The following is a 25,238-nucleotide window of genomic DNA, read 5'->3' on the forward strand; positions in this document are numbered from 1 at the left end:
CGCGCCGGAGCGCGGCCCTTTCGCGGAAGATGGTGATCGGCCCGCTCAGCCCGGACGCGTCATCGCCGCCGGGTCCACCACCCGGTCGTAGGTCTCGCCGTCGACGAGGCCGGAGGCGAGCGCTTCCTCGCGAAGCGTCGTGCCCTTCTTGTGCGCGGTCTTGGCGATGGTCGCCGCGTTGTCGTAGCCGATCGTGGGCGCGAGCGCCGTCACCAGCATGAGGGACTGCTCCATCAGCGAGCGGATGCGCTCCTCGTTGGCGACGATTCCGTCGACGCAATGCTCGCGGAAGCTATCCATGCCGTCCGCCAGAAGCCGGATCGAGGACAGGACGGCGTTGGCGATCACCGGCTTGAAGACGTTGAGCTCGAAATGGCCTTGGCTGGCCGCCACCGTCACCGTGGTCTCGTGGCCGAACACTTCGGCCGCGACCATGGTCAGCGCCTCGGCCTGCGTCGGGTTGACCTTACCCGGCATGATCGAGGAACCTGGTTCGTTCTCGGGCAGCGAAAGCTCGCCGAGGCCCGAGCGCGGACCCGAGCCCAGGAAACGGATGTCGTTGGCGATCTTGAAGAGATCGGTCGCCAGCGCGTTGAGCGAGCCGTGGAAGAAGGCGAGCGCACCATGCGAAGCGAGCGCCTCGAACTTGTTCTCGGCGGTGCGGAAGGGGAGGCCCGTCAGCTTGGCGATCTCGTCGGCGATCTTCACGTCGAAGCCGACCGGAGCGTTGAGCCCGGTGCCGACCGCGGTGCCGCCCTGCGCCAGCGCGTAGACGTCCTCGATCGCCTGCTCGATGCGGCGCTTGCCGAGCTTCAGCGCGGCAGCGTAGCCGGAGAACTCCTGGCCGAGCGTGATCGGGGTGGCATCCTGCGTATGGGTGCGGCCGATCTTGATGATGTGGTCGAAGCTCTTGGCCTTCGCGTCGAGCGAAGCATGGAGCGCGTCGATCGCAGGCAGGACGCGGGCCGTCGCCTCGATCGCGACCGCCACGTGGATCGCCGTCGGGAACACGTCGTTGGACGACTGGCCCATGTTGACGTGGTCGTTCGGGTGGACCGGCTTCTTGGAGCCCATCTCACCGCCGAGCGCCTCGATGGCCCGGTTGGAGATGACCTCGTTGACGTTCATGTTGGTCTGGGTGCCCGAGCCGGTCTGGTAGACTACGAGCGGGAAATGGTCGTCCAGCGAGCCCGAGATCACCTCGTCGGCGGCGGCCACGATCGCGTCGGCCAGCTTCGCGTCGAGCTTGCCATAGCCCTCATTGACGCGCGCGGCCGCCTTCTTGACCATGGCCAGCGCATGGATCACGGCGATCGGCTGACGGTCGGTGCCGATGCGGAAGTTGTTGAGCGAGCGCTCGGTCTGCGCGCCCCAGTAGCGATCGCTCGCCACCTCGATCGCGCCAATGGAATCGGTTTCGCGCCGTGTCGTCATCGGGTCCCCCGTCGGCATCTCGGCTCGGCGTATCGAGCCTCGTCCACCGGCGGTTATCATGGGTGGGCAGGGGGCGGAACCCTGGCCGCATACGAAAAAGCCGGCCTTTCGGCCGGCTTTCCCAATCAATCGATTTGGATCCTGCTCAGTGCTTGACGCCGAGCTCGTCCTTCACCGCGTCCTTGACCTTGCCGTAGTTCTTCTGGGTCTTGCCCTCGGCCTGATCGGCGAGGCCTTCGGCCTGGAGGCGCTCGTTGCCGACGAGGTTGCCGGCGCCTTCCTTGATCTTGCCGCCGAGTTCCTTCGCGCCGCCCTGGATCTGATTCTTGTCGACCATGGAACTGCTCCGTTCGTTTCGCTGCCAGTCATGTCTGGCTTCGGGATGGAAACGGGTCGTCGCGAGAATCGGTTCCCCTGCGACAAGATTACAATCTTGAAAGATTTCGGCGGCGAGGCCCGCTCACGAAAAAAGGGGCCCGCCTTTCGGCGGACCCCTCTCATGCCTCGACGGATGGTGCCGGACTTAGAAGTCCATGCCGCCCATGCCGCCCATGCCGCCGCCCGGCATAGCCGGTGCGCCGGAGTCCTTGCGCGGCGCCTCGGAGATCATGGCTTCGGTGGTGACGAGCAGACCCGCGACCGAGGCCGCATCCTGCAGCGCGGAGCGCACGACCTTGACCGGGTCGACGATGCCGGCCTGGATCATGTCGCCGTATTCGGCGGTCTGGGCGTTGTAGCCGAAGGTCGCCGAGGAGTTCTCGAGGAGCTTGCCGACCACGATCGAGCCTTCGCCGCCCGCGTTCTGGACGATCTGACGGATCGGGGCCTGGAGCGCGCGGCGCACGATGGCGATGCCGGCGTCCTGGTCGGCGTTCTCGCCCTTCAGATCGACCGCGTTGGAGGCGCGCAGGAGCGCGACGCCGCCGCCCGCCACGATGCCTTCTTCCACGGCCGCGCGGGTCGCGTTGAGGGCGTCGTCGACGCGGTCCTTCTTTTCCTTGACCTCGACCTCGGTCGAGCCGCCGACGCGGATCACCGCGACGCCGCCCGCGAGCTTGGCCAGGCGCTCCTGAAGCTTCTCGCGGTCGTAGTCCGAGGTGGTCTCCTCGATCTGCGACTTGATCTGGCCGACACGGGCCTTGATGCCCTCGCCTTCACCGGCGCCGTCGACGATCGTGGTGTTCTCCTTGGTGATGGAGACCTTCTTGGCACGGCCGAGCATGTCGAGCGTGACGTTCTCGAGCTTGATGCCGAGATCCTCGGAGATCACCTGACCGCCGGTGAGGATCGCGATGTCCTCGAGCATCGCCTTGCGACGATCGCCGAAGCCCGGCGCCTTGACGGCGGCGATCTTCAAGCCGCCGCGCAGCTTGTTGACGACGAGCGTGGCCAGAGCCTCGCCCTCGACGTCCTCGGCGATGATGACGAGCGGACGGCTCGACTGCACCACGGCTTCCAGAACCGGAAGCATCGCCTGGAGGTTGGAGAGCTTCTTCTCGTGGAGAAGGATGTAGGCGTCCTCGAGGTCGGCCACCATCTTCTCGGCGTTGGTCACGAAGTACGGCGAGAGGTAGCCGCGGTCGAACTGCATGCCCTCGACGACCTCGAGCTCGGTCTCGGCGGTCTTGGCTTCCTCGACGGTGATGACGCCCTCGTTGCCGACCTTCTGCATCGCGTTCGCGATCATCTGGCCGATTTCCTTCTCGCCGTTGGCGGAGATGGTGCCGACCTGGGCGACCTCGTCGGAGGTCTCGATCTTGCGCGCGGAGGCGACGAGCGACTCGACGACCTTCGAGACGGCCGCATCGATGCCGCGCTTGACGTCCATCGGGTTCATGCCGGCGGCCACGGCCTTGGCGCCCTCGCGGACGATCGCCTGGGCAAGCACGGTCGCGGTGGTGGTGCCGTCACCGGCCTTGTCGTTGGTCTTCGAGGCCACTTCGCGCACCATCTGGGCGCCCATGTTCTCGAACTTGTCCTCGAGCTCGATCTCCTTGGCGACGGAAACGCCGTCCTTGGTGATGCGAGGCGCGCCGAACGACTTGTCGATCACGACGTTGCGGCCCTTGGGGCCGAGCGTGACCTTCACCGCGTCGGCGAGAATGTCGACGCCGCGCAGCATCCGCTCGCGGGCGTCACGTCCGAACTTTACGTCCTTGGCTGCCATGGTCTTGTCTCCTCGATGCGTCTCGCCTCAGGGGCGCCGCACCGTTTCAGATGGAAAGGGATGGACGAAGGAAGCTGAGGTTCAGCCGACGATCCCGAGGATGTCGGATTCCTTCATGATGAGGAGGTCTTCGCCGCCGAGCTTGATCTCGGTGCCCGACCACTTGCCGAACAGGATGCGGTCGCCGGCCTTGACTTCCAGCGGGTTGACCTTGCCGGTCTCGTCGCGCGCGCCGGCGCCGACGGCGACGATCTCGCCTTCCTGCGGCTTTTCCTTCGCGGTGTCCGGAATGATGATCCCGCCGGCCGTCTTGGCTTCGGACTCGACGCGCCGCACGACGACGCGGTCATGCAGGGGGCGGAAGTTCACATTGGCCATCTTGAGTTTCACCTTCTAAAGGCTTGACGGAGAAACGGGCCGCCGAGGGCGCACCCGTTCCGATCTCTGGCACTCGACTGAGCTAAGTGCTAACGGGCTGGGAGATAGGGGGAGGGGTCCGCTCCTGTCAAGGGCCCGGTCAGTTTCGAGCAAGCTTCCCACAACCCGAACGGTTCGGCGGATTCGAGCGATGCGCCCAACCTCCGCTTAACGCTCCATCCCTATGCTCGGGCATCGAGACGGGACCATGACGGTCCGATGGACGCTTGGGAACCCGATGTTGATCGATCGCAGCTGGTGGGGCGGGGCGCTCAAGCGCTTCTGGAAGGATCGCGGCGGCAATTTCGCGATGATGACCGCGATCACCTTCGTGCCGATCCTTCTGTCGGTCGGCGCGGCGGTCGACATGGGTTTGTTCTACCGGGGCAAGTCCACGGTGCAGGCGGCGCTGGACGCGGCCGCTCTCGCCGCCGCCAAGCAGTTCCCCTTCGAGCAGGACGACAAGAAGCTCGAACAGTACGCCAACGACTTCTTCCTCGCCAACACGTCCTCGCTCCTGCGCATGAGCGCGACAATGAGCTACGAGGGCACGGAGTGGACGAGCGACAAGTCGCGCGAATTGAAGCTCGCCGCCTGCTTCGAGTACAAGCCGATCTTCCTCGCCATGCTCAAGGTGACGTTCGCCGGCATCGAGGGGTCGGGATGCGCCGAGGCCGAAAGCGTGATCGTGGTCGGCAACACCACGGTCGAGGTGGCTCTCGTTCTCGACACATCGGGCTCAATGAAGGATCCGCCAGCCAAGGGCGGCAACGCCAAGATCGTCACCTTGCGCGCGCAGGCGGCGAAATCGATCGAGACGCTGTTCGGCTCGGGCGTCAAGACCGGCGACGAGGACCCGGTAAAGATCGGCATCGTGCCGTTTTCAGGCGGTGTGAACATCGGAACGGACTATCTAGACAAGTGGTGGATGGATCCAGATGGTCGTTCCCCTATCCATCATGAGAATTTCGATTGGACGACCTATACTGGTAAAGTCTTAGGTGTGGAAACAAGGTTGGCCGCCAAATCATTGGTCTATCCCGGCGCATGGATTCTGGTGGCCCCTCCCACCACTCCCACTACATTTCTGACCCGGCAGTACATCTACAAGAAGCTGAAGGCCGCAAATTCGAACTGGGCCTACAAGGGATGCGTCGAGTCTCGTCCGGGAGCGAAATACGCGCTGACAGATGTGCCGCCCACGTCTTCGGATCCCAGCAGCCTGTTCGTGCCGTATTTCGCACCGGACGAGTCGGATCAGCTCACCTCGGACAGCAACGGGTTGTGGTCCAACAATTATCTCACCGACAGTTCCACAGGCGGTGCCGAAGACCGCATGCGCAACATGAATAAGTACTTCTCGGGTGGGCAAGGAAGAGCCGTCGGCAGCAACTTGGCCCGCACGCCGAGTTGGATGTGCGACTCTCCACCGCTGACGCCACTCACCACCGACAAGTCGACGGCTCTCAAGGCGGTGAAGGATCTCGTGGCGAGCGGTGCGACCAACGTGCCGCAAGGCGTCGAATGGGGCTGGAAGGTCCTGTCGAAGAACGAGCCGTTCACGGACGGGCGTGACGCCGGCGACGAGAAGAACGTCAAGGCGATGATCGTCATGACCGATGGCGAGAACACCTATTATAACGACACCTACAACAGCACCTTGAAAAACCCCGCCACGTCCGCCTTCGGTGCATACGGCTTCACAGGTTACGACACGCCGGAGACGACCACGCCGCGCCTCTTCGACTACAAGTCGGGTGTGTCGACGACCACGTCCACGAGCAACTACACCCTCGCGATGGACGGACGTCTCGCCGCCATCTGCGAGAACGCCAAGAACGACGGGCGCATCAAGCTGACGACGCCGCGCGGCGTCCAGCTGTCGGACGAGCGGGGGCCGGTGACGCGCGACGGGATCATCATCTATACCATCGCCTTCGACATTCCCGCCTCCGCCAAGACCCGCGTCGATGCGCTCCTGAAAGGCTGCTCATCCTACAAGCTGTCCGACCTCAAGGACACGACCAAGGCCTACGCCAAGAAGGAGAAGTACTTCTACAGCGCCGACAGCGACGCCCAGCTCCAGGCCGCCTTCAGCGACATCATGGCATCCCTGTCGAGCCTGCGAATCGCCCGCTGAAGCGGCTCCTTCGCTTGACCCGCCGCCCCGCGCTCCGATATCGCGGGGGCGATCAGCACCAGCGGAGCCATCCATGACCAACGGCGACATGCGCCCCATCGAGAGCCTTGCCGAGGTTCTCGGCGAGTACGACGCCGTGTTCTGCGACGTCTGGGGCGTGGTGCACGACGGCGTGCGCAAGAGCGAAGGAGCCGAGGCGGCGCTGGAAGCGGCGCGCCGCGCGGGCCGGCAGGTCGTCCTCCTCACCAACTCGCCCCGCACCCACGAGGGCGTGCGCCGCCAGATCGACGCGATGCACGTTTCGCACGAGGCCTACGACGCGATCGTCACCTCGGGCGACGCGACGCGCGCCCTGATCGAGGACGCCTCGGCCCGCGTCTTCCACATCGGCCCCGAGCGCGACCACGATCTGTTCCGCGGCCTTTCCGTATCCTTCGTGGGCGAGGAGGAGGCCGAGATGGTGGTCTGCACCGGCTTTGCCGACGACCGAAGCGAAACGCCGGACGACTACCGCCCGCTTCTGGAGCGCTTTGCGCGCCGCGCGCTGCCGATGGTCTGCGCCAATCCCGACATCGTCGTCCATGTCGGAGACCAGCTCGTGCCCTGCGCCGGCGCGCTGGCCGCCATCTACGCCGAGATGGGGCAAGTGGTGCATCTGGCGGGCAAGCCGCATGCCCCGATCTACGAGGTGGCGCGGCGCCACCTGCCGTCGCCCGAGGCGCGGATCCTGTGTATCGGCGACGGGCTGATGACCGACGTGCTCGGTGCCAACCGCAACGGCGCCGACTGCCTGTTCGTGTCGCACGGCATCCACCGCGACGAGCTCGCCCCGGTGATCGGCGATCCCATCGGGCTTTCGGTGGAGCTGGCCGCGCGCGGGACCCACGCCCGCTTCGTCATGCCGGCGCTGCGATGAGCGGGCCGGCGCTGCGCGTCACGGACGCCGCCCGGCTTGCCCCCGCCCTTCGCGGCGGCGTGGTGGCGATCGGCAATTTCGACGGCGTGCATCGCGGCCATCAGGCCGTCCTCGAAACGGCGGGCGCGATCGCGGCCGACCGGGGCCTGCCGCGCCTCGCGCTGACCTTCGAGCCGCATCCGCGCACCGTGTTCCGTCCCCAGCATCCCGTTCCTCGGCTGACGCCGGCGCCTCTGCGCGCCCGGCTTCTCGGCCATCTCGGCTTCGACGCCGTGATCGAGCAGCCCTTCGACCTCGACTTCGCCTCGCGGCCCGCCGAAGCCTTCGCGGCCGAGACGCTGGCGCGCGACCTCGGCGCCCGCCATGTCGTGGTCGGCTTCGACTTCCGCTTCGGCGCGCGCCGCCAGGGCGACGTCGCCTTTCTGGAGGCGCGCGGGCCCGAGCTCGGCTTCGGCGTCACCTGCGCCCCGGCGTTGGCCGACGAGGGGGGCAACATCGTTTCCTCCAGCCGCATCCGCGAAGACCTGATGAACGGGGACGTGGCGGCCGCCGCCTCGCTTCTCGGCTATCGCTGGACGTTGGACGGCACGGTGTCGCACGGCGCCAAGCTCGGCCGGACGCTCGGCTATCCCACCGCCAACATGGTCCTCTCCGACGACGAGCTCCTGGCGCACGGGATCTATGCCGTGCGCGTGCGCCGGGCCGACGGGAGGCTCCACGACGGGGTGGCGAGCTACGGCCGGCGCCCGACCTTCGACAACGGCGCGGCGCTGTTCGAGACCTATCTCTTCGATTTTTCCGGCGATCTCTACGGCGAGGCGATCTCCGTTTCGCTGTTCGGCTTCATCCGCGGCGAGGAGCGTTTCGCCTCCAAGGAAGCCCTCGTGACGCGCATGGATCTCGACGCCGCCGAGGCGCGCGCTCTTCTCGCCTCGGCCCGCCCCTTGAGCGCGCTGGACCATGCGCTCGCCTTCGAGGCGTGAAAAGACTTGGAACCCGCCCGTCCGGTTTGATAGAGAACGCCCCGCATGGTTCTCTCGACCGCTCCCTTGCCGCGCGCGCTGCCGGCGCGAATTAGCCGCCCGGTTCCGGGCGGGCGCTGATTTCAGGGCGCCGCCGGAGCCGGGACGCATGTGCCGCGCCCGCCAGATGCCGGGCTGCCCCTGTTCACGCCGCCGTGCCTTTGTCGCCTGTCCGCCGCGACGGCCGCGCCTTCACGAGATCGTCGCCATGACCGAACACGCCCCGACCGACTATTCCAAGACCCTGTTCCTGCCCGAGACCGAGTTTCCGATGCGCGCCGGGCTGCCGGACGCCGAGCCGAAATGGATCGAGCGCTGGGACGGGATGGACCTCTACGGCACCTTGCGCCGCGAATCGGAGGGGCGTCCGAAATACGTGCTCCACGACGGGCCGCCCTATGCCAACGGCCACCTTCATATCGGCCACGCGCTGAACAAGGTCCTGAAGGACGTCATCACCCGCTCCTTCCAGATGCGGGGCTACGATTCCAACTACGTCCCCGGCTGGGACTGCCACGGCCTGCCGATCGAATGGAAGATCGAGGAGGAGAACTACCGGGCCAAGGGGAAGCCGAAGCCCGATCTTCTGGACTCCACGGCGATGATCGATTTCCGCCGCGAATGCCGGGCCTACGCGACGCATTGGGTCGGCGTGCAGTCGTCCGAGTTCCGTCGCCTCGGCGTCGAGGGCGACTTCCAGAACCCCTATCTCACCATGGCCTTCGCCGCCGAATCGGTCATCGCCGGCGAGCTCCTGAAGTTCGCCATGAGCGGGCAGCTGTATCGCGGCTCCAAACCCATCATGTGGTCGGTGGTGGAAAAGACCGCGCTCGCCGAGGCCGAGGTCGAATATCACGACTACGAGTCCGACACGATCTGGGTGAAGTTTCCGGTGCGCACGAGCTCGACCGGCTTCGCTCCCGCCTTCAAGGGCGGCGTTTCGGGCTTCCCGAAGGCCGGCTCGCCCGACCTCGGCCCGCTCGACGGCGCCTCCGTCGTGATCTGGACCACCACGCCCTGGACCATCCCCGGCAACCGGGCGATCAGCTATTCGCCCCGCGTCGCCTACGGCCTCTACGAGGTGACGGCGGCCGACGACGTCGACAATCCGCGCTGGGCGCGCCAGGGCGAGCGCCTTGTTCTGGCCGACGCACTCAGCGCCGACGTCTTCGCCAAAGCGCGCGTGCCGGACGGCGGCTTCCGCCGCCTGCGCGACGTCTCCGCGGCCGATCTCGATGCCATCGCCTGCGACCATCCCCTCAAGGGCCTGTCGGGTGGGTACGAGTTCGCCGTGCCGCTTCTCCCCGGCGACCACGTGACCGACGATGCCGGCACCGGCTTCGTCCACACCGCGCCCTCCCACGGGCGCGAGGATTTCGACGTCTGGATCGCCTCGCGCCGCCTGCTCGAGGCGCGGGGCGTCGATGCGGCGATCCCCTTCACGGTGGACGACGACGGCTTCTACACCAAGGACGCCCCCGGCTTCGGGCCGGGTGCCGAGGACGGTCCCGCGCGCGTCATCGACGACAAGGGCAAGAAGGGCGACGCCAACAAGCGCGTGATCGACGCGCTGGTCGCCGTCGGCAATCTCCTGGCGCGCGGTCGCCTCAAGCACCAGTATCCCCATTCCTGGCGCTCCAAGAAGCCGGTGATCTTCCGCAACACGCCGCAATGGTTCGTCCATATGGACCGCGATCTCGGCGGCTACGGGCTGGAGGGCGCCACGCCCGCGTCAAGCGGCGACACGCTGCGCACCCGCGCGCTCAAGGCCATCGACGACACGCGCTTCGTGCCCGCTTCCGGCCAGAACCGCCTGCGCGGTATGATCGAGGACCGGCCGGACTGGGTCCTGTCGCGCCAGCGCGCCTGGGGCGTGCCGATCTGCGTCTTCGCCGACGAGAACGGCGAAGTCCTGCGTGACGAGGCCGTCAACGCCCGCATCGTGGAAGCCTTCGCTGCCGAAGGGGCGGACGCCTGGTTCGCGGACGGCGCCAAGGAGCGCTTCCTCGGCAACGGGCACGACGCCTCGCGCTGGACCATGGTGCGCGACATCCTCGACGTGTGGTTCGATTCCGGCTCCACCCACGCCTTCTGCTTGGAGAAGCGCTCCGACCTGAAATGGCCGGCCGACCTTTATCTCGAAGGCTCCGACCAGCATCGTGGCTGGTTCCATTCCTCGCTTCTGGAAGCTTGCGGTACGCGCGGCCGCGCGCCCTACGACGCGGTGCTGACGCACGGCTTCGTGATGGACGAGGACGGACGCAAGATGTCGAAGTCGCTCGGCAACGTCGTCACGCCCCAGGAGGTGATCCAGAAGTCCGGCGCCGACATCCTGCGTCTCTGGGTCGTCTCGTCCGACTATTCGGAGGACCTGCGCCTCGGCAAGACGATCCTGCAGACCAATGTCGACGCCTATCGCAAGCTGCGTAACACGGTGCGCTGGATGCTCGGCACGCTGGCGCACGACCGGGGCGACGAGGTGCCGCTCGCCGAGATGCCCGAGCTCGAGCGCCTGATGCTGCATCGCCTTGCCGAGATCGAGGCCGTGATTCTCAAGAGCTACGATGCGTTCGACTTCAAGCGCATCGCCAGAACGCTCCTCGATTTCGCGGTGGTGGAGCTGTCCGCTTTCTACTTCGACATCCGCAAGGACGCGCTCTACTGCGACGCGCCGTCGTCTGTACGCCGCAAGGCGGCGCTTCAGGTGGTACGCATCCTGTTCGACCGGCTGGTGACCTGGCTCGCCCCGCTTCTGCCCTTCACCACCGAGGAGGCCTGGCTGTCGCGCTATCCGGAATCGCGCTCGGTGCATCTGGAACAGTTCCGTTCCTGCGATCCCGCCTGGATCGACGAAGGCTTGGCCGAGCGCTGGCGGGCGATCCGCCGCGTGCGCCGCGTGGTGATGGGCGCCCTTGAGGAGGAGCGCCGCGCCAAGCGCATCGGCTCGTCGCTTGAGGCCGCGCCGCGCGTCTTCGTGGCCGATCCGGCGCTTCGCGGCCTTTTGGCCGGGGTCGACCTGGCAGAGATCGCCATCACCAGCGACATCGAGGTGTCGGGCGAGGCGGTGCCGGAGGGTGCGTTCCAGCTCGCCGACACGCCGGGCATCGCCGTCCTGCCGCGCCGGGCGGAAGGGGCCAAGTGCGCCCGGTCCTGGAAGGTGTCGCCGATGGTCGGCACCGACCCGGACTATCCCGACGTCACCCCGCGCGATGCGGATGCGCTGCGCGAGCTCAAGGGCGCTTCGCTGGCGGCCTAAAGGAAAACGGTGGAAGGAGCGGTCCGCATCAACCGGATCGTCACCTTTTCTGGACTTGAGGTGCGGTCTCGCCTAGAAGCTGCTCTCAAAATCGCCGAATTGTGCTGGAATGGCGCAAACATGGAAGCGGCGCGCGTCTTGTCCAGTTGGAGCGCGCTGCAACGAGGGGATCAGTCCAGCATGACGTCGCAAACCGTTCGCATGGCCCTTCGCGGCCTGGCACTTGGCGGCGCGGCCTTCGCGCTCGCCGGCTGCATGGGGCCGACCTACGGCACCGGTACCAGCCAGGGCCAGCAGCTGTTCAACGACCTCGACGGCGTTCTGACGCTCGGCTCCACCAACAAGACGCGTGTCGATTATTCGCCCCGGCCCGAGCTCGTGCGCTCGGCCGACCGCTCGGCCCTGCCGCCGCCGCGCGAGGCGGCCTCGAGCACGGACGGCACGTGGCCCGAATCGCCCGAGCAGCGCCGCGGGCGCCTCCGGGCCGCCGCGCCCGATGGCCGCGAGAACCCACTGCCGGTCGGCTTCATGACCGCCGACAAGGAAGGCATGGACCGCGAAGCGCCGACCGTCACCTCCACCGTCGGCCGCCGCACGCAGATGGAAAACAGCTGGTTGGATTCCAAGACCATGGCCGGGCAGCGGGTGGCCGCCGCCGAGCGCGCTAAGGTCGGCCGGCAGGGCGACCCGAGCCAGCGCCGCTACTTGTCCGAGCCGCCGCTGACCTACCGTCAGCCGGTCGCCACCGCACCGGCGGGCGATCCGGGCGTCGACGAGGAGGTCAAGGAGCGCCGCGCCAAGGGTGACACCTCGGTCGCCTCGAAGCTCAAGGGTCTCTGGCCGTTCTGACCGAGCGGCGCGACTGGAAGAATTCGCGCAGCAGCGCGGCCGATTCGGCCTCGCCGATGCCGGAATAAACCTCCGGCGCGTGATGGCAGGTCGCTTGCGAGTAGAAGCGGCTGCCGTGCTCCACGGCGCCGCCCTTCGGATCGGGCGCACCGAAATACAGCCGGCGGATGCGGGCGAACGAGATCGCCGCCGCGCACATGGCGCAGGGCTCCAGCGTGACGAAGAGATCGGCGCCGACGAGCCGCTCCGAGCCCACCGCCTCGCAGGCGCGGCGAATGGCCAGTACCTCGGCATGGGCCGTCGGATCGTTCCGGCCACGCGTCTCGTTGCCGGCGCGCGCGATGATCCGCCCTTCGAGGACGATGACGGCCCCCACCGGCGTTTCGCCGCGCGCCTCGGCCAGCCGCGCCTCGGCCAGCGCCTCGTCCATAGAACTCATACGGGACACGCGGTTTCCCTCGTTTGATCGACGGGAGTTTGATATGCGTCGCCCCAAACAAGGCATAGCGGAAAAATGAGCGACGAAAACCAGGGCGGCCGTTCGGGTCGCGGCGAGCGGGGCGGAGCGGGGCGTGGCGGCCCCGGCGGGTCCAGAGGTGGTCCGGGCGGAAAGGGCGGCGGGGGCTTCGGCTCGCGTCCCCCGCGCGGCGGCAAGCCGCCCTTCAAGGGCGCGCGTCCCGGCGGCGGTGGCGAAGGAGGCGATCGTCCGCCGCGCCGCGAGGGTGATCGCCCGTTCCGTCCGCGTCCGGCCGAGGGCGAGGCGCGAGAGGGCCGTCCGGGCGGCGTCGGGCCGAAGCGCTTCGGCGCCAAGCCGTTCCGTCCCCGCGAGGAAGGGGGCGATCGCCCGCCGCGCCGCGACGGAGATCGTCCGTTCCGTCCGCGCGAGGACGGCGAGCGCAAACCGTTCCGCGAGCGCGGTGACGGCGAACGCCCGGCTCGTGCGTTCAAGCCGCGCGGCGAGCGCAGCGAGGGTGGCGATCGTCCCCCGCGCCGCGAGGGCGACCGCCCATTCCGTCCCCGAGAGGACGGCGATCGCAAACCGTTCCGCGAACGCGGCGACGGCGCGCGTCCTGCACGCACCTTCGAACCGCGCGGCGAACGCAGCGAAGGCGGCGATCGGCCCTTTCGTTCGCGCGAGGGCGGCGAGGGCAAGCCGTTTCGCCCGCGCCCCGAGCGCTCGGAAGGCGGGGATCGCCCGCCGCGCCGCGACGGCGACAAGCCCTTCACGCCCCGCTCGCGCGGCATGTTCTCCCACGCCGGCGCCAAGCGCGAAGGCGAAGGGGAGACGCGCCCCCGCTCGTATGGTCGCCTGAATCACGGCGAGGCGCGGGGCGACGATCGCTCGAAATCCTTCGCTGACCGGCCGCGTGGCCCCCGCCCCGAGCGCGGCGACGAGGAGGCCGGCGATGGCAAGATGCGCATCGCCAAGCGTCTGGCGCGCGCGGGCATCGCCTCGCGCCGCGACGCGGAGGGCATGATCGCCGACGGGCGCGTGAGCCTCAACGGCCAGCGCCTGGAAAGCCCGGCGGTGGACGTCACCGTCGCCGACCGGATCGAGATCGACGGCAAGGCCCTGCCGCCGATCGAGCGCACACGCCTCTGGCTGTTCCACAAGCCGGCCGGCACCGTCACCACCAACCGCGACCCGGAAGGGCGCCCGACCGTGTTCGACCGTTTGCCGGACGACATGCCGCGCGTTCTCACCGTCGGCCGGCTCGACATCAATACCGAAGGGCTGCTGCTCCTCACCAACGACGGGGGCCTCGCGCGCACGCTGGAACTGCCGGCCACCGGCTGGCTGCGGCGCTACCGCGTTCGCGCCCACGGCGAGATCGCCCAGGAAAAGCTCGACGAGCTGCGCCAGGGCATCGCGGTGGACGGCGTCTTCTACGGGGCGATCGAGGCTTCGCTCGACCGCACGCAAGGCTCCAACGTCTGGCTGACGCTCGGCCTTCGCGAAGGCAAGAACCGCGAGGTCAAGCGAGTGCTCGGCCATCTCGGCCTCGAAGTGAACCGCCTGATCCGCCTTTCCTTCGGCCCCTTCCAGCTCGGCGAGCTGGAAGAGGGCGCGGTTCAGGAGATCAAGGGGCGCACCTTGCGCGACCAGCTCGGGCCCTCGCTGATCGAGGAATCGGGCGCCGACTTCGACGCGCCGATCGTCAACCCGTTCTCCAACAAGCCGGTGGCCGCCGAAAAGCGGCGCGAGGAGGGCGAGGGCGCTTCATCCAAGCCTAAGAGCGAGTGGGTGACGAGCGAAGGGGAAGAGGTTCGCCCCAACCGCCGCAAGTTCGGTCAGGCCAAGCGCGAGGACGCGCTCGGCCGTCTCGACACCAAGGCTCCGCGCGGCCCCCGCGAGGATCGCGGCGGGCGCTCCTTCGAAAAGCGCGGCGACCGTCCGGATGGCGAGCGCCGGCCGAGAGCTTTCGGCGACAAGCCGTTCGGCGTGCGCGAGGGACGCGAGGAGGGCGGGGATCGCCCCATGCGCCGCCCGGCCTCCGCGCCCAAGCGCACCGCCAACGTGTGGATGGCGCCGGGCGCCAGAGCCACGGGCGAGAAGAAGAAGGTGGAGCGCGAGGAGCGCGCCAAGCGCCGCTCCGAGGAAGATGCCGCCCGGCCGCCGCGCGGCGGTGACGGGGGCGATCGCCCGCGTTCCGGTCCGCCCAAGCCGTTCCGCCCGCGCGGCGACGGGCCCCGCCCGGGGCCGCGCTCCGGCCCGCGCAACCGGGACTGAGGCGCGGATGGCCATGCGCATCGTGGCGGGCGCCCTGAAGGGGCGTCCGCTGGCGACTCCCCAAAGCGACGCCATCCGCCCCACCAGCGAGCGCCATCGCGGCGCCCTGTTCGACATCCTGGCCCATGGGCTCGGTTTCCGCTTCGAGGACGCGCGCGTCCTCGACCTCTTCGCCGGCACCGGGGCGCTCGGCCTGGAAGCCCTCTCGCGCGGCTGCCGCTTCGGCGTGTTCGTCGAGGACAGCGCCGAAGGGCGGGGCCTCATCCGCACCAATGTCGAGGCCTTCGGGCTCGGCGGTCGCACCAAGATCATGCGGCGAGACGCCACCAAGCTTGGGCCGGCCGGCACGATGGATCCCTTCGATCTCGTTCTCGCCGATCCGCCCTATGGCTGGCGGCTTGGGGAAGCGGCGCTCGCCGGCGCGCTCGAAGGCGGCTGGTTGAAGCCGGACGCGCTTCTGGTTCTGGAGGAGGCCCTCGGCGCACCCTTCGAGCCCATCGCGGGGCTCGACCTCGCGGACGAGCGGACCATGGGCGAAACGCGCCTTCGCTTCCTGCGCCCCGCCGCATGAAGGCCTTGGCCCTTACAAAATCGTAATTGGTGCCCTTGATCGGGCTGCTTCATATCCATGTCCATCGGACGTCCTCCAGCAGGAAGCCAACCTCGATGACATCGACCACTCGGCGCGCCAGCGCCTCGCTGATCGCCCTTCTCGTCGCCCTGTCCTCTCCCGCCTTCGCGCAAACCTCCCCGGCCACCGGCGCGACGCCGGCGGGCGAAGCTGCCGCTGCCAAGGCGGAAGCGAAGCGACCGGAGATCCAGAGCTTCACGCTGGACAACGGGCTGCAGGTCGTCGTGCTGCCCGACCACCGCGCCCCGATCGCCACCCAGATGATCTGGTACAAGGTCGGCTCGGCGGACGAGTCGCGCGGGGTCTCGGGCATCGCCCACTTCCTCGAACACCTGATGTTCAAGGGCACCAAGACGCACAAACAGGGCGAGTTCTCCGCCGCCGTTTCGGCCATCGGCGGCGAGGAGAACGCCTTCACCTCCTACGACTACACCGCCTACTACCAGCAGGTTCCGGTGGAAGCCTTGAAGGAGATGATGGGCTTCGAGGCGGATCGGATGGAAAACCTCGTCCTTACCGACGAGGTGGTCCTGCCTGAGCGCGACGTGATCCTCGAGGAGCGGCGCATGCGGATCGACAACGATCCCGGCGCCCAGCTTTCGGAAGCGGTGGACGCGTCCCTGTTCCAGAACCACCCCTACGGCACGCCGGTGATCGGCTGGCGCTCCGAAATGGAGAAGCTGTCGAAAGAGGACGCCATCGCCTTCTACGACCGCTTCTACACGCCCAACAACGCGACGCTCCTGATCGCGGGCGACGTGACGTTGGATCAGGTGAAGGCGTATGCGCAGGAAACCTTCGGCAAGGTGCCGCGCCGCGCCGAGCCGGGCGTTCGCGTGCGCCCGCAGGAGCCAGAGCCGCTCGCCGCGCGCACCGTCACCCTCTCCGATCCGCGCGTGACGCAGCCGAGCGTCCAGACGACCTGGCTCGCCCCGTCCGAAAACGATGGCAAGCCCGGCGAGGCCGAGGCGCTCGATCTTCTCGCCGATATCCTAGGGGGAGGCAGCACCAGCCGCCTCTACCGCGCGCTCGTCGTCGACCAGGGCATCGCGGCGGGCACCGGCGCCTACTACCAGGGCACGGCGATCGACGACGGTCAGTTCATGACCTACGGCACCCCCCGGGGGCAGGCGACGCTGGATCAGGTCGAGAAGGCTGTGAACGCCGAGGTCGAACGCATCGCGCGAGACGGCGTGACGCCGGCCGAGCTGGAAGCCGCCAAGAACCGCGTGCGCAAGGCGCTGATCTACCAGCGCGACAACCAGACCTCCATGGCCCGGCGCTACGGCGCGGCGCTGTCCACCGGCCGCACCATTGAGGACGTGGAAGCCTGGCCGGAGCGGATCGAGGCGGTGACGGTGGAGCAGGTGAATGCGGCGGCGCGCACCTATCTTCAGCCCAAGCGCTCGGTGACGGGCTACCTCCTGCCGGACGGGGCCAAGGACAGCGCCGACGCCAAGGCGCCTGCCGGTTCGCCGGAGGCGGCCGGCACTGTGACGCCGGGCGAGGGCGCGCCCGTGCCCGCCGACACCCGTTCCTGATCCCTCGCGACGACGGATACCGCTCTATGAACGCGCATCTCTTTCCTCTTCGCCGCGCCGCCGCCGTGTTCGGCCTGGTCGCCACCTTGTCGCTCGGCCTCACCTCCTTCGCCCGGGCGGTGGATATCAAGGAAGTCACCAGTCCCGGCGGCATCCACGCCCTTCTGGTGGAGGACTACACCAACCCGCTGATCGCCATGCGCTTCGCCTTCAAGGGCGCCGGCTCGACGCAGGACGCATCCGGCAAGGAGGGCACGGCCAACCTCCTGTCCGGCCTTCTCGACGAGGGCGCGGGCGACATCGGGAGCGCCGACTTCCAATCGAAGCTCGACGAGCTCGGCGTGTCCCTGTCGTTCGATTCCTCCTACGACAACTTTTCCGGCAACTTCCGCACCATCGTGGAAAACGAGGACGCGGCGTTCGACCTTCTGCGTCTCGCCGTCAACGAGCCGCGCTTCGACGAGGAGCCGGTGGCGCGCATCCGGGGCCAGATCGCGGCTGGGATCGTCGCCAACGAACAGGATCCGCAGACGCTGGCCTCCAAGGCCTTCCGCAACACCGTGTTCCCGAACCACCCCTATGCGCGGCCCGCCGAAGGCACCGTGGACACGTTGAACGCGGTCACCGCCGACGATCTTCGGGCGTTCCGCTCCAAGACCTTCGGGCGCGACAACCTCGTCGTCGGGGTCGTCGGCGCGATCGACGAGGCGACGCTGAAGCGCCGGCTCGACGAGATCTTCCTGCCCTTGCGCGAAAAGGCGGACCTCGTCGCCGTGCCCGACACGCAGCCGGTGACGGGCAAGCGCGACGCCGTGACATTGAACCTGCCGCAGACGCAGATCCAGTTCGCACTGCCGGGCGTCAAGCGCGATGCGCCGGAGTTCTTCGCGGCCTATCTCGCCAACCACATCCTGGGCGGCGGCACCTTCTCCTCGCGCCTCTACCAGGAAATCCGCGAGAAGCGGGGCCTTGCCTACGGCGCGGGCTCGTATCTGACGAATTACGACCACGCCGCCATGCTGGCGGGCGCGACGGCGACGCGCGCCGATAAGGCCAACGAGAGCATCGAGATCATCCGCGCCGAGCTGAAGCGCCTTGCCGAACAGGGCCCGACCCAGGCCGAGCTCGACACGGCCAAGGCCTTTGTCAAGGGCTCCTACGCCGTCCAGAACCTGTCCTCGTCGCTCTCCATCGCCTCGACCCTCGTCGGCATCCAGCTCGACGATCTCGGCATCGACTATATCGAGAAGCGCCAAGGGCTGATCGACGCGGTGACGCTGGACGAGGTGAAGGCGCAGGCCAAACGCCTCCTGTCCGTCGATCCGACGATCGTCACGGTCGGCCCGGCCGACGCCTGAGCGGCGATCCGCCGATGCCCGATATCGAGACGAGGCGGCCGCCCCCCGAGGGCGGCCGAACCGCGTCCGCCCCCCGGATCGGCCTCGCGCTTGGCGGGGGCGGCGCGCGCGGGCTCGCGCATCTCCACGTGGTCGCCGCCTTCGACGATCTCGGCCTCAAGCCCGCCCGCATCGCCGGCACGTCGATCGGCGCGATGGTCGGGGCGGCCTATGCGAGCGGGCTGTCGGCCGCCGCCATCGAGGACCATGTCCTCGCGATGCTGGCGACCCGGCGGCAGGTTCTCGGCATCCTTTGGCGCACCCGGCCGCCGACGCTCGCCGACTTTCGCGCCGAAGGCGGCTTCCGGCTCGGGCAGATGAACGCCGAGCGCGTGGTCGGCGCCTTTCTGCCGCCCGGCGTCCCCACCACCTTCGCGGCGCTCGCCATCCCGCTCGCCGTGATGGTGACGGACTTCTACGAGGCGTGCGAATGCGCGGTGGAAGCGGGGGATCTCGTGAGCGCCATCGGTGCCTCGGCGGCGCTGCCGGCGATCTTCCGCCCTGTGCGTCGGGAGGGCCGCGTGCTGGTGGACGGGGGCATTGCCAACCCCTTGCCCTTCGATGTCCTCGCGCCGTTGTGCGACCTCGTGGTCGCTTCCGACGTGACGGGCGGGCCGGAGGCGGGTGCGGCGGGCCTTCTGCCGACCCCGACCGAGGCGATGTTCGGCGCTTCGCAGCTGATGATGCATGCGATCATCCGGGCCAAGCTGCGATGCGGCGCGCCCGATCTCCTGCTGCAGCCGCCCGTTTCGGCCTACCGCGTCCTCGACTTCCTGCGCGCACGCACGATCCTCGCCGAGACGAAGGCGTTGCGCGAGGACACCAAGCGAGGGCTGGACGCGCTCTTGGCTTCGTGACGCGGTGATTTGACGAGCGTCAGTGCGTCGCCGTTTCCTCCAGGAAGCGCATCAGCCCGGTTTCCACCCGCGTCAGCCCGTCCCGGCCCCGGCCCTTCATCAGGTCGGGCGCGAGACGCTCCTCCTCGAAGGCGGCGACGATCTCGGGATGAACGTAGGAGGCACGCGCGACGGTCGGCGTGTTGCGCAGGAGTTCGCTCGCCGCCTTCATCGCCTTGGCGACGGCGCGCTTGCGCTTCGAAGCGGTGTCGGCCTTTTCCGGGGGGACTTCCTCCAGAAGGTAGCGCAGCGCCTCGGCCGAGCCGTGGAAGGTGCGGAAGTCTTTGGCCGAGACCTTCTTGCCCGAGGCGTCGCGCAGGTACTCGTTGAGAAGCGTCGCGGTCAGGTCGTGGCCGCGCTTGTCCTCGCCCTGGAAGCGGAACAGGCGCTTGGCGCCGCGCTCGGCCCGCATGCGCTCCAGCGATTTCACCAGCGGCGCGTCGGCGATCTCGATCACATGCGCCTTATTGGACTTGCCGATGAATTTCAGGACCGCGCGCTTCTTGGCGATCTTGAGGTTCTCGCGGCGCAGCGAGGCGACGCCGCGGCCGCCGTCCTTGGCGTATTTCTCGTGGCCCGGGCGCATGGCGGACACGTCGATCAGGCGCGCGGCGACGGCCGACGTGCCGCGCCGGTCGGTGGTGCGGCGCTTCAAGTCCTTGTCGATGCGCCGACGCAGCTTGGGGAGCGCGCGCCCGAAGCGCAGGAGGCGCTCGGTCTTCACCGCGTTGCGCACGTTCACCCAAGCATCGTGGTAGCGATACTGGAGGCGCCCCTTCTCGTCGCGGCCCGTCGCCTGGATATGGCCGTTCTCGTCGACGCAGATCTTCACGTCGCGCCAGGCGGGCGGCAGCACGAGCGCCTTGATGCGCGCCTTGAGGACCTTGTCCGTGATGGCTTCGCCGGACGAGAAGCAGATGCGCTGGCCTTTGCCGTGCGGGCGCATTTCGACGGCGAACGACGCCGGATCGACGATGGTGAGGCCGAATTTCTCGGCATGAAAATCGAGACGCTTGTTCATGGAACACGAGGCCGCTTGGCGTGGATCAGCCGCCCGAAACGGTCCAGGCGGCGGCGCGGTTCCCGCCGGGTCCCTGCGGCGAAAGGCCGATGGATGGGAGCGACCGGCCGGGAACGGATCTGTGGCCCCGCAAATTTCTCTCCCCGAGCAACGTTTGAGAAGGTTCGACGCCATGACCGGTCTGCGCAAGGGCACCGATGTGGAATGGAAGTGGGGCAAGGGGAAAGCGGAAGGGAAGGTGGAGGAGAAGTTCACCGACAAGGTGACGAAGCGCATCAAGGGCAAGGCGATCACCCGCGATGCGTCCAACGACAACCCGGCCTATCTCGTGAAGCAGAAGAAGGGTGGCAAGGCGCTGAAAAGCGACAGCGAGGTCCACAAGAAGAGCTGATCGCCATCGGGACGGGGGGGTTAGACCTACGTCGGGGTCGGCGCTTCGTCCTGTGCCACGAGATGGGCGGGCCTGCGCCCGCGCGGCTGACGCCCGCCCTTGGCCTCGCCGCCCGGCCCGTGCTTGGGCTTGACCAGGGGCTCGGGCGTCATTCGCCCGCGCCCGAGGAGCGTCGATCCCGTTCCCGCCGTTCGCGCCTGCTGGAGGGCGAGGCGTTCCGCGTCGCGCCGACGCACGTCCTCGACGATGCGCTGGGAGTCCTCATGCGCGATGCCGAGGCCTTCCAGCGTCTTGCCGCCGAAGCGAAGCGCCGATTCCAGCGTTTCGCGCAGCTCGAACGAGACGCCCCGCTCGCGCAGTGCCAGCGAATGGTTGCGGTCGTAGGAGCGGGCGTAGATCGAAACGTTCGGAAATTCCGAATGGATGAGATCGACGATCGCGTTGGTGGTTTCCGGCTTGTTGGTGGTCACCATCACGATCTTGACGTGGCGGATGCCCGCCGCCTCCAGGACGCTGCGGCGCAGCCCCGAGCCGAAATAGATGCGGAAGCCGAAGCGCCCGGCGTTCTTGATGCGCTCGGCCGAGGAATCGATGATCGTCATCTCCAGGCCGCTGGACAGAAGCACCTGGGCGGCCATCTGGCCGAAGCGCGAGAAACCGATCATCAGGACATCGGACTGCGTGGCGCTCGAGAAGTCCTCCTCCATCTCGTCCGGTGCCTCTTCGTCCGGCGTGAACCGGCGGCCGAGCGCGGCGGTCATTGGCGTCAGCGCCATCGACAGCGTGACGATGGACACGAGAATCGAGCCGGTCGCCCCTTCCAAGATGGCCGAAGCGGTGGCGGCCGAAAACAGGACGAAGGCGAACTCGCCGCCCTGTGGCAGCACCAGCGCGGTGCGCAGGGCCGTTGCGTGCGTTTCGCCGAAGACGCGGCAGAGCGGGTAGAGGATCGCCGCCTTCACCGCCATCAGCGCGAAGGCGCCGAAGACCACGATCCAGGCATTGGCGAGGATCACGGAGAGATCCAGCGTCAAACCGACGGCGATGAAGAAGAGGCCGAGGAGAAGCCCGCGGAACGGGTCGATATTGGCCTCCAGCTCGTGGCGATAGGAGGATTCGGCGAGCAGCACCCCGGCGATGAAGGCGCCCATCGCCATGGAGAAGCCGGCGAGCCCCATGAGAAGCGCCGATGCCAGCACCACGAACAGGGCGGCCGCGATCATCACCTCGCGCGCGCCCGAATTAGCGAGCACCCGGAACAGGGGGTTGATGAGATAACGGCCGGCCAGCACCAGGGCCACCAGCGCGCCGAGCGAGCGCGCCAGCGCCCAAGGATCGAACGCGGCCGCGTTGTCGACGCCCGGTGCCAGGATGGGCAGGATCGCCAAAAGCGGCACGATCGCCAGATCCTGGAACAGGAGGATCGAGAAGGAGGCCTGCCCGAAGCGCGTGTTGATGTCGCCCGATTCTTCCAGGAGCTGCAGCGCGAAGGCGGTGGAGGATAGGGCGAGCCCGAAGCCGATCACGATCGCCGCATTCCATCCCGAGAGCACGAACGAGAGAACGGCGGTGAGGACACCCCCGGTCACCACGACCTGCAGGAGGCCGAGGCCGAAGATCTGGCGGCGGAGCGCCCAAAGCCGCGACAGCTTCAGCTCCAGCCCGATGATGAACAGGAGGAACACGACGCCGAGCTCGCCGATATGGAGGATCTCGTCCTGCCCATGCTGCACGAGGCGCAGGATCGGGCCCATCACGATGCCGGCGAAGAGGTAGCCGAGAACGGTGCCGAGACCGATCCTCTTGAACAGGGTTCCGGCCACGATCCCGCCGCCGAGGATCAGAAGGATCTCGAGGAACAGGGGCGCAGTGGTTTCCATTGGTCGTCTCCGAACGCGTCCCGCGTCCATCCGCGCCAGACCCCATGGCTTGACGACGGCTTGAAGCCAGCCAATGGCATAATAGATGGTGCGGATGCAAAAGGTTCGACGGTTTCTCCCATGAATGACGATATCGGACGCCTCGCCGACCTCGGGCAGCGGTTGATCGAGGCGGCGAAACGGGCCGGCGCGGACGCGTCCGACGCCGCCGTGGTCCGTTCGCGATCGCGGGGCGCGCAGGTGCGCCTGGGCAAGCTGGAGGAGCTCGAATCCTCGGAAAGCGACGACCTTTCCCTGCGTGTCTTCGTCGGGCGGCGCGTTGCGACCGTCTCCGCCGATCTTCGCGCCGACGCCGATCGTCTGGCCGAGCGCGCGGTCGCCATGGCGCGCGTTTCCCCGGAAGACCCCTATGCGGGCCTTGCCGACCCCTCGCGGCTGGCCGAAACCTACCCCGACCTCGATCTCTTCGATCCCGCCGAGATCGAGAGCGACGCGCTGGTCGAGACCGCGCGGACGCTGGAAGATGCGGCGCTCGGCATTGCTGGCGTGACGAATTCGGGCGGCGCGTCCGCAAGCTTCGGGGCGACCGGCCTCGTTCTCGTCACCTCCACCGGCTTTTCGGGCGCGCGGCAGCGCTCCGGATTCTCGCGCTCGGTTTCGGTGGTGGCCGGCGAGGGGACGGGGATGGAGCGGGACTACGACTTCGACTCGCGCATCCACTTCGCCGATCTGGAAGACGCCGCCGCCATCGGCCGGCGCGCAGGCGAACGAACGGTGCGCCGTCTGACACCTGCAAAGGTTGCGACCGGGCGCTACCCGATCGTTCTCGACCCGCGCGTTTCGCGTGGGCTGATCGGCAGTCTCCTCGGCGCGATCAACGGCGCGGCCATCGCACGCGGCACGAGCTTTCTGAAGGACCGGATGGGCGCCCCCGTCCTGCCGCAAGGCCTCGACCTCGTGGACGAGCCGGCGCTCGCGCGCCGCGCGGCCTCGCGCCCCTTCGACGGGGAGGGTGTTCGCGGCGAGCGGCTGGCGCTAGTCGAAGACGGAGCCTTACGCCACTGGCTCCTCGACAGCGCCACTGCGCGCGAATTGAAGCTCGAGCCGAACGGTCGCGCCTCGCGCTCGTCCGCCGGCGTCTCGCCCTCCAGCACCAACGTGACGCTGACGCCGGGCGCGCTGACGCCGGCCGAGCTGATCCGCGACACGCATTCGGGCATCTACGTGACCGAGATGATCGGCCAGGGCGCCAATCTCGTGACCGGCGATTATTCGCGCGGCGCGTCCGGCTTCATGATCCGGAACGGCGAGCTTGCGGAGCCGGTGTCGGAATTCACGGTGGCCGGCAACCTCGCCGACATGCTGCTCGCCATCGAGCCAGCCGATGACGGTGATGAGCGCTTTTCCGTCGTGGTGCCGACGCTGCGGATCGGCGAAATGACGGTGGCGGGCCGTTGAGCTGGAACCACGACGACGCGGCCGATCTGGAAGTCCTGCGCGAGGCAGCAGCCGAGGCCGGGCGCATCGCGATGCGCTTCTGGAAGAAGGATCCGCAAGTCTGGTGGAAGGGCTCCTCGCCCGTTTCCGAGGCCGACTTCGCGGTGGATGACCACCTGCGCCACGTGCTTCTCGACGCGCGCCCGCACTACGGCTGGATTTCGGAGGAAACCGCGGCCAGGCCCAGCGGCGAGGGCGAAGACCGCTTCTTCGTGGTGGACCCGATCGACGGAACGCGGGCCTATCTTCGCGGCGAAGACACTTGGTGCGTGTCGATCGCGGTGGTCTCGAACGGTCGCCCGGTCGCCGGCGTCCTCGACGCGCCCGCGCTTGGCGAAGTGTTCACGGCGCATGCCGGCGGCCTGGCCGAGCTCAACGGCGAACCTTTGACGATCGCCGCGCCCGGGCCCCGGCTCCGCCTGTCCATGCCCGATCCGATGCGCCGCGCCCTGAAGGACCTCGGCGCGGATGCGATCGACTTCGCCCCCGCCATTCCCTCGCTCGCCTATCGGCTGGCCATGGTGGCTTCCGGCCGGCTCGACGGGACGCTGGTCGGGGCGCGTGCCAACGACTGGGACATCGCGGCGGCCGACCTCATTCTGGAACGCGCGGGCGGCCGGCTCGTCGGGCTGGACCGAGGGCTTCACCTTTACAATCCCGTCCCGGAAAGGCATGGCGTTCTCGTGGCCGGCGCGCCGGCCGCGCTGGACATCCTGCGCTCCTACGCGGACCGGGGGACCCGAGACACGTGACGGCGGCGTCACGGTTCGAAACGCTTTCAACGATGGGATACGAGAGATCATGGCCAGCGAAGAAGAATCCCGTCAGCGCCTCCACCTCGTGTTCGGCGGCGAGCTGAAGTCGCTTGGGGGCGTGGACTTCCGCGATGCGGCCGATCTCGACATCGTCGGCATCTTCCCGGACTATGCCAGCGCGCACCGTGCCTGGCAGGGCCGAGCGCAGGCGACGGTGGACAACGCGTCCATGCGGTACTTCATCGTCCATCTCCACCGCTTCCTGAACCCCGAGACCGCCTGACGGACGCGGGCACC

21 protein-coding genes are annotated in these 25,238 nt (G+C 68.1%); 14 read left to right on the forward strand and 7 right to left on the reverse strand.

What is annotated here, in order from left to right:
- Positions 1-45: 45 nt before the first annotated feature.
- The 4 genes from fumC to groES all read right to left on the reverse strand — a co-directional run bounded on the left by fumC (position 46) and on the right by groES (position 3,979).
- A complete protein-coding gene (gene fumC, locus H7A85_RS14700; RefSeq protein ID WP_182086707.1) occupies positions 46-1,434 on the reverse strand; it encodes a class II fumarate hydratase in 1,389 nt (462 codons plus the stop codon).
- A gap of 145 nt (positions 1,435-1,579) precedes the next feature.
- Complete coding sequence (locus H7A85_RS14705) at positions 1,580-1,771, reverse strand: CsbD family protein (RefSeq protein ID WP_182086708.1); 192 nt, start codon at positions 1,769-1,771, stop codon at positions 1,580-1,582.
- Positions 1,772-1,957: 186 nt separating this feature from the next.
- The gene (gene groL / locus H7A85_RS14710; protein ID WP_182086709.1) at positions 1,958-3,601 is read right to left on the reverse strand and encodes a chaperonin GroEL; all 1,644 of its coding nucleotides are present in this window, start codon (positions 3,599-3,601) and stop codon (positions 1,958-1,960) included.
- An 81-nt stretch (positions 3,602-3,682) separates the two neighbouring features.
- The gene (gene groES / locus H7A85_RS14715; protein WP_055890588.1) at positions 3,683-3,979 is read right to left on the reverse strand and encodes a co-chaperone GroES; all 297 of its coding nucleotides are present in this window, start codon (positions 3,977-3,979) and stop codon (positions 3,683-3,685) included.
- 247 nt (positions 3,980-4,226) lie between these two features.
- Here groES and H7A85_RS14720 point away from each other — a divergent pair, with 247 nt between their 5' ends.
- The 5 genes from H7A85_RS14720 to H7A85_RS14740 all read left to right on the forward strand — a co-directional run bounded on the left by H7A85_RS14720 (position 4,227) and on the right by H7A85_RS14740 (position 12,201).
- Positions 4,227-6,158 carry a TadE/TadG family type IV pilus assembly protein gene (locus H7A85_RS14720; RefSeq protein ID WP_182086710.1) on the forward strand — a complete coding sequence of 644 codons (1,932 nt, stop codon included), beginning with the start codon at positions 4,227-4,229 and terminating at the stop codon, positions 6,156-6,158.
- A gap of 73 nt (positions 6,159-6,231) precedes the next feature.
- Positions 6,232-7,074 carry a TIGR01459 family HAD-type hydrolase gene (locus H7A85_RS14725; protein ID WP_182086711.1) on the forward strand — a complete coding sequence of 281 codons (843 nt, stop codon included), beginning with the start codon at positions 6,232-6,234 and terminating at the stop codon, positions 7,072-7,074.
- A complete protein-coding gene (locus H7A85_RS14730) occupies positions 7,071-8,057 on the forward strand; it encodes a bifunctional riboflavin kinase/FAD synthetase (protein WP_182086712.1) in 987 nt (328 codons plus the stop codon). Before H7A85_RS14725 ends, H7A85_RS14730 begins: the two co-directional genes overlap by 4 nt.
- A gap of 247 nt (positions 8,058-8,304) precedes the next feature.
- Positions 8,305-11,352 carry an isoleucine--tRNA ligase gene (gene ileS, locus H7A85_RS14735; protein WP_182086713.1) on the forward strand — a complete coding sequence of 1,016 codons (3,048 nt, stop codon included), beginning with the start codon at positions 8,305-8,307 and terminating at the stop codon, positions 11,350-11,352.
- Between the two features lie 180 nt (positions 11,353-11,532).
- Positions 11,533-12,201: a hypothetical protein gene (locus H7A85_RS14740; RefSeq protein ID WP_182086714.1), complete on the forward strand. Its 669-nt coding sequence runs from the start codon at positions 11,533-11,535 to the stop codon at positions 12,199-12,201.
- Here the strand turns inward: H7A85_RS14740 and H7A85_RS14745 are convergent.
- A complete protein-coding gene (locus tag H7A85_RS14745; protein WP_182086789.1) occupies positions 12,179-12,631 on the reverse strand; it encodes a nucleoside deaminase in 453 nt (150 codons plus the stop codon). The genes H7A85_RS14740 and H7A85_RS14745 overlap by 23 nt on opposite strands.
- Positions 12,632-12,715: 84 nt before the next feature.
- Between H7A85_RS14745 and H7A85_RS14750 the strand changes: the two genes are divergently transcribed.
- The 5 genes from H7A85_RS14750 to H7A85_RS14770 all read left to right on the forward strand — a co-directional run bounded on the left by H7A85_RS14750 (position 12,716) and on the right by H7A85_RS14770 (position 19,358).
- On the forward strand, positions 12,716-14,932 hold the full coding sequence (locus tag H7A85_RS14750) for a pseudouridine synthase (RefSeq protein WP_182086715.1): 2,217 nt from the start codon (positions 12,716-12,718) through the stop codon (positions 14,930-14,932).
- A 13-nt stretch (positions 14,933-14,945) separates the two neighbouring features.
- Entirely contained in the window at positions 14,946-15,503 is a 558-nt protein-coding gene (gene rsmD, locus H7A85_RS14755) for a 16S rRNA (guanine(966)-N(2))-methyltransferase RsmD (protein WP_182086790.1), read from the forward strand.
- 95 nt (positions 15,504-15,598) lie between these two features.
- The gene (locus H7A85_RS14760; RefSeq protein ID WP_182086716.1) at positions 15,599-17,104 is read left to right on the forward strand and encodes a pitrilysin family protein; all 1,506 of its coding nucleotides are present in this window, start codon (positions 15,599-15,601) and stop codon (positions 17,102-17,104) included.
- Positions 17,105-17,130: 26 nt separating this feature from the next.
- The gene (locus H7A85_RS14765) at positions 17,131-18,462 is read left to right on the forward strand and encodes a pitrilysin family protein (protein ID WP_182086717.1); all 1,332 of its coding nucleotides are present in this window, start codon (positions 17,131-17,133) and stop codon (positions 18,460-18,462) included.
- Between the two features lie 14 nt (positions 18,463-18,476).
- Positions 18,477-19,358: a patatin-like phospholipase family protein gene (locus H7A85_RS14770; RefSeq protein ID WP_182086718.1), complete on the forward strand. Its 882-nt coding sequence runs from the start codon at positions 18,477-18,479 to the stop codon at positions 19,356-19,358.
- Positions 19,359-19,377: 19 nt separating this feature from the next.
- On the opposite strand, the gene H7A85_RS14775 is transcribed toward H7A85_RS14770, so the two are convergent.
- Entirely contained in the window at positions 19,378-20,418 is a 1,041-nt protein-coding gene (locus H7A85_RS14775; RefSeq protein ID WP_182086719.1) for a DNA topoisomerase IB, read from the reverse strand.
- 172 nt (positions 20,419-20,590) lie between these two features.
- On the opposite strand from H7A85_RS14775, the gene H7A85_RS14780 reads away from it, so the two are divergent.
- On the forward strand, positions 20,591-20,809 hold the full coding sequence (locus tag H7A85_RS14780) for a DUF2945 domain-containing protein (protein ID WP_182086720.1): 219 nt from the start codon (positions 20,591-20,593) through the stop codon (positions 20,807-20,809).
- Positions 20,810-20,835: 26 nt separating this feature from the next.
- On the opposite strand, the gene H7A85_RS14785 is transcribed toward H7A85_RS14780, so the two are convergent.
- Complete coding sequence (locus H7A85_RS14785; protein WP_182086721.1) at positions 20,836-22,689, reverse strand: monovalent cation:proton antiporter-2 (CPA2) family protein; 1,854 nt, start codon at positions 22,687-22,689, stop codon at positions 20,836-20,838.
- Between the two features lie 120 nt (positions 22,690-22,809).
- On the opposite strand from H7A85_RS14785, the gene H7A85_RS14790 reads away from it, so the two are divergent.
- Genes H7A85_RS14790 through H7A85_RS14800 form a run of 3 tightly spaced genes read left to right on the forward strand, consistent with a single transcriptional unit; the run spans position 22,810 to position 25,224 of the window.
- Positions 22,810-24,147, forward strand: coding sequence for a TldD/PmbA family protein (locus tag H7A85_RS14790; protein ID WP_182086722.1), 1,338 nt, complete (start codon positions 22,810-22,812; stop codon positions 24,145-24,147).
- Positions 24,144-24,938 carry a 3'(2'),5'-bisphosphate nucleotidase CysQ gene (locus H7A85_RS14795; RefSeq protein ID WP_244631208.1) on the forward strand — a complete coding sequence of 265 codons (795 nt, stop codon included), beginning with the start codon at positions 24,144-24,146 and terminating at the stop codon, positions 24,936-24,938. The genes H7A85_RS14790 and H7A85_RS14795 overlap by 4 nt, the downstream gene beginning before the upstream one ends.
- Before the next feature lie 49 nt (positions 24,939-24,987).
- Positions 24,988-25,224 (forward strand): DUF4170 domain-containing protein, encoded by a 237-nt coding sequence (locus H7A85_RS14800; RefSeq protein ID WP_182086723.1) that lies wholly within the window; start codon positions 24,988-24,990, stop codon positions 25,222-25,224.
- Positions 25,225-25,238 lie beyond the last annotated feature (14 nt).

The sequence above is a fragment of the Aureimonas sp. ME7 genome, assembly GCF_903970965.1.
Lineage (GTDB): Bacteria > Pseudomonadota > Alphaproteobacteria > Rhizobiales > Rhizobiaceae > Aureimonas.

Excerpts from the sequence above, each read along its gene's own strand:
- fumC (WP_182086707.1), bottom strand. The coding sequence starts at position 1,434 with ATGACGACACGGCGCGAAACCGATTCCATTGGCGCGATCGAGGTGGCG.
- H7A85_RS14705 (WP_182086708.1), bottom strand. The coding sequence starts at position 1,771 with ATGGTCGACAAGAATCAGATCCAGGGCGGCGCGAAGGAACTCGGCGGC.
- groL (WP_182086709.1), bottom strand. The coding sequence starts at position 3,601 with ATGGCAGCCAAGGACGTAAAGTTCGGACGTGACGCCCGCGAGCGGATG.
- groES (WP_055890588.1), bottom strand. The coding sequence starts at position 3,979 with ATGGCCAATGTGAACTTCCGCCCCCTGCATGACCGCGTCGTCGTGCGG.
- H7A85_RS14720 (WP_182086710.1), top strand. The coding sequence starts at position 4,227 with ATGACGGTCCGATGGACGCTTGGGAACCCGATGTTGATCGATCGCAGC.
- H7A85_RS14725 (WP_182086711.1), top strand. The coding sequence starts at position 6,232 with ATGACCAACGGCGACATGCGCCCCATCGAGAGCCTTGCCGAGGTTCTC.
- H7A85_RS14730 (WP_182086712.1), top strand. The coding sequence starts at position 7,071 with ATGAGCGGGCCGGCGCTGCGCGTCACGGACGCCGCCCGGCTTGCCCCC.
- ileS (WP_182086713.1), top strand. The coding sequence starts at position 8,305 with ATGACCGAACACGCCCCGACCGACTATTCCAAGACCCTGTTCCTGCCC.
- H7A85_RS14740 (WP_182086714.1), top strand. The coding sequence starts at position 11,533 with ATGACGTCGCAAACCGTTCGCATGGCCCTTCGCGGCCTGGCACTTGGC.
- H7A85_RS14745 (WP_182086789.1), bottom strand. The coding sequence starts at position 12,631 with ATGGACGAGGCGCTGGCCGAGGCGCGGCTGGCCGAGGCGCGCGGCGAA.
- H7A85_RS14750 (WP_182086715.1), top strand. The coding sequence starts at position 12,716 with ATGAGCGACGAAAACCAGGGCGGCCGTTCGGGTCGCGGCGAGCGGGGC.
- rsmD (WP_182086790.1), top strand. The coding sequence starts at position 14,946 with ATGCGCATCGTGGCGGGCGCCCTGAAGGGGCGTCCGCTGGCGACTCCC.
- H7A85_RS14760 (WP_182086716.1), top strand. The coding sequence starts at position 15,599 with ATGACATCGACCACTCGGCGCGCCAGCGCCTCGCTGATCGCCCTTCTC.
- H7A85_RS14765 (WP_182086717.1), top strand. The coding sequence starts at position 17,131 with ATGAACGCGCATCTCTTTCCTCTTCGCCGCGCCGCCGCCGTGTTCGGC.
- H7A85_RS14770 (WP_182086718.1), top strand. The coding sequence starts at position 18,477 with ATGCCCGATATCGAGACGAGGCGGCCGCCCCCCGAGGGCGGCCGAACC.
- H7A85_RS14775 (WP_182086719.1), bottom strand. The coding sequence starts at position 20,418 with ATGAACAAGCGTCTCGATTTTCATGCCGAGAAATTCGGCCTCACCATC.
- H7A85_RS14780 (WP_182086720.1), top strand. The coding sequence starts at position 20,591 with ATGACCGGTCTGCGCAAGGGCACCGATGTGGAATGGAAGTGGGGCAAG.
- H7A85_RS14785 (WP_182086721.1), bottom strand. The coding sequence starts at position 22,689 with ATGGAAACCACTGCGCCCCTGTTCCTCGAGATCCTTCTGATCCTCGGC.
- H7A85_RS14790 (WP_182086722.1), top strand. The coding sequence starts at position 22,810 with ATGAATGACGATATCGGACGCCTCGCCGACCTCGGGCAGCGGTTGATC.
- H7A85_RS14800 (WP_182086723.1), top strand. The coding sequence starts at position 24,988 with ATGGCCAGCGAAGAAGAATCCCGTCAGCGCCTCCACCTCGTGTTCGGC.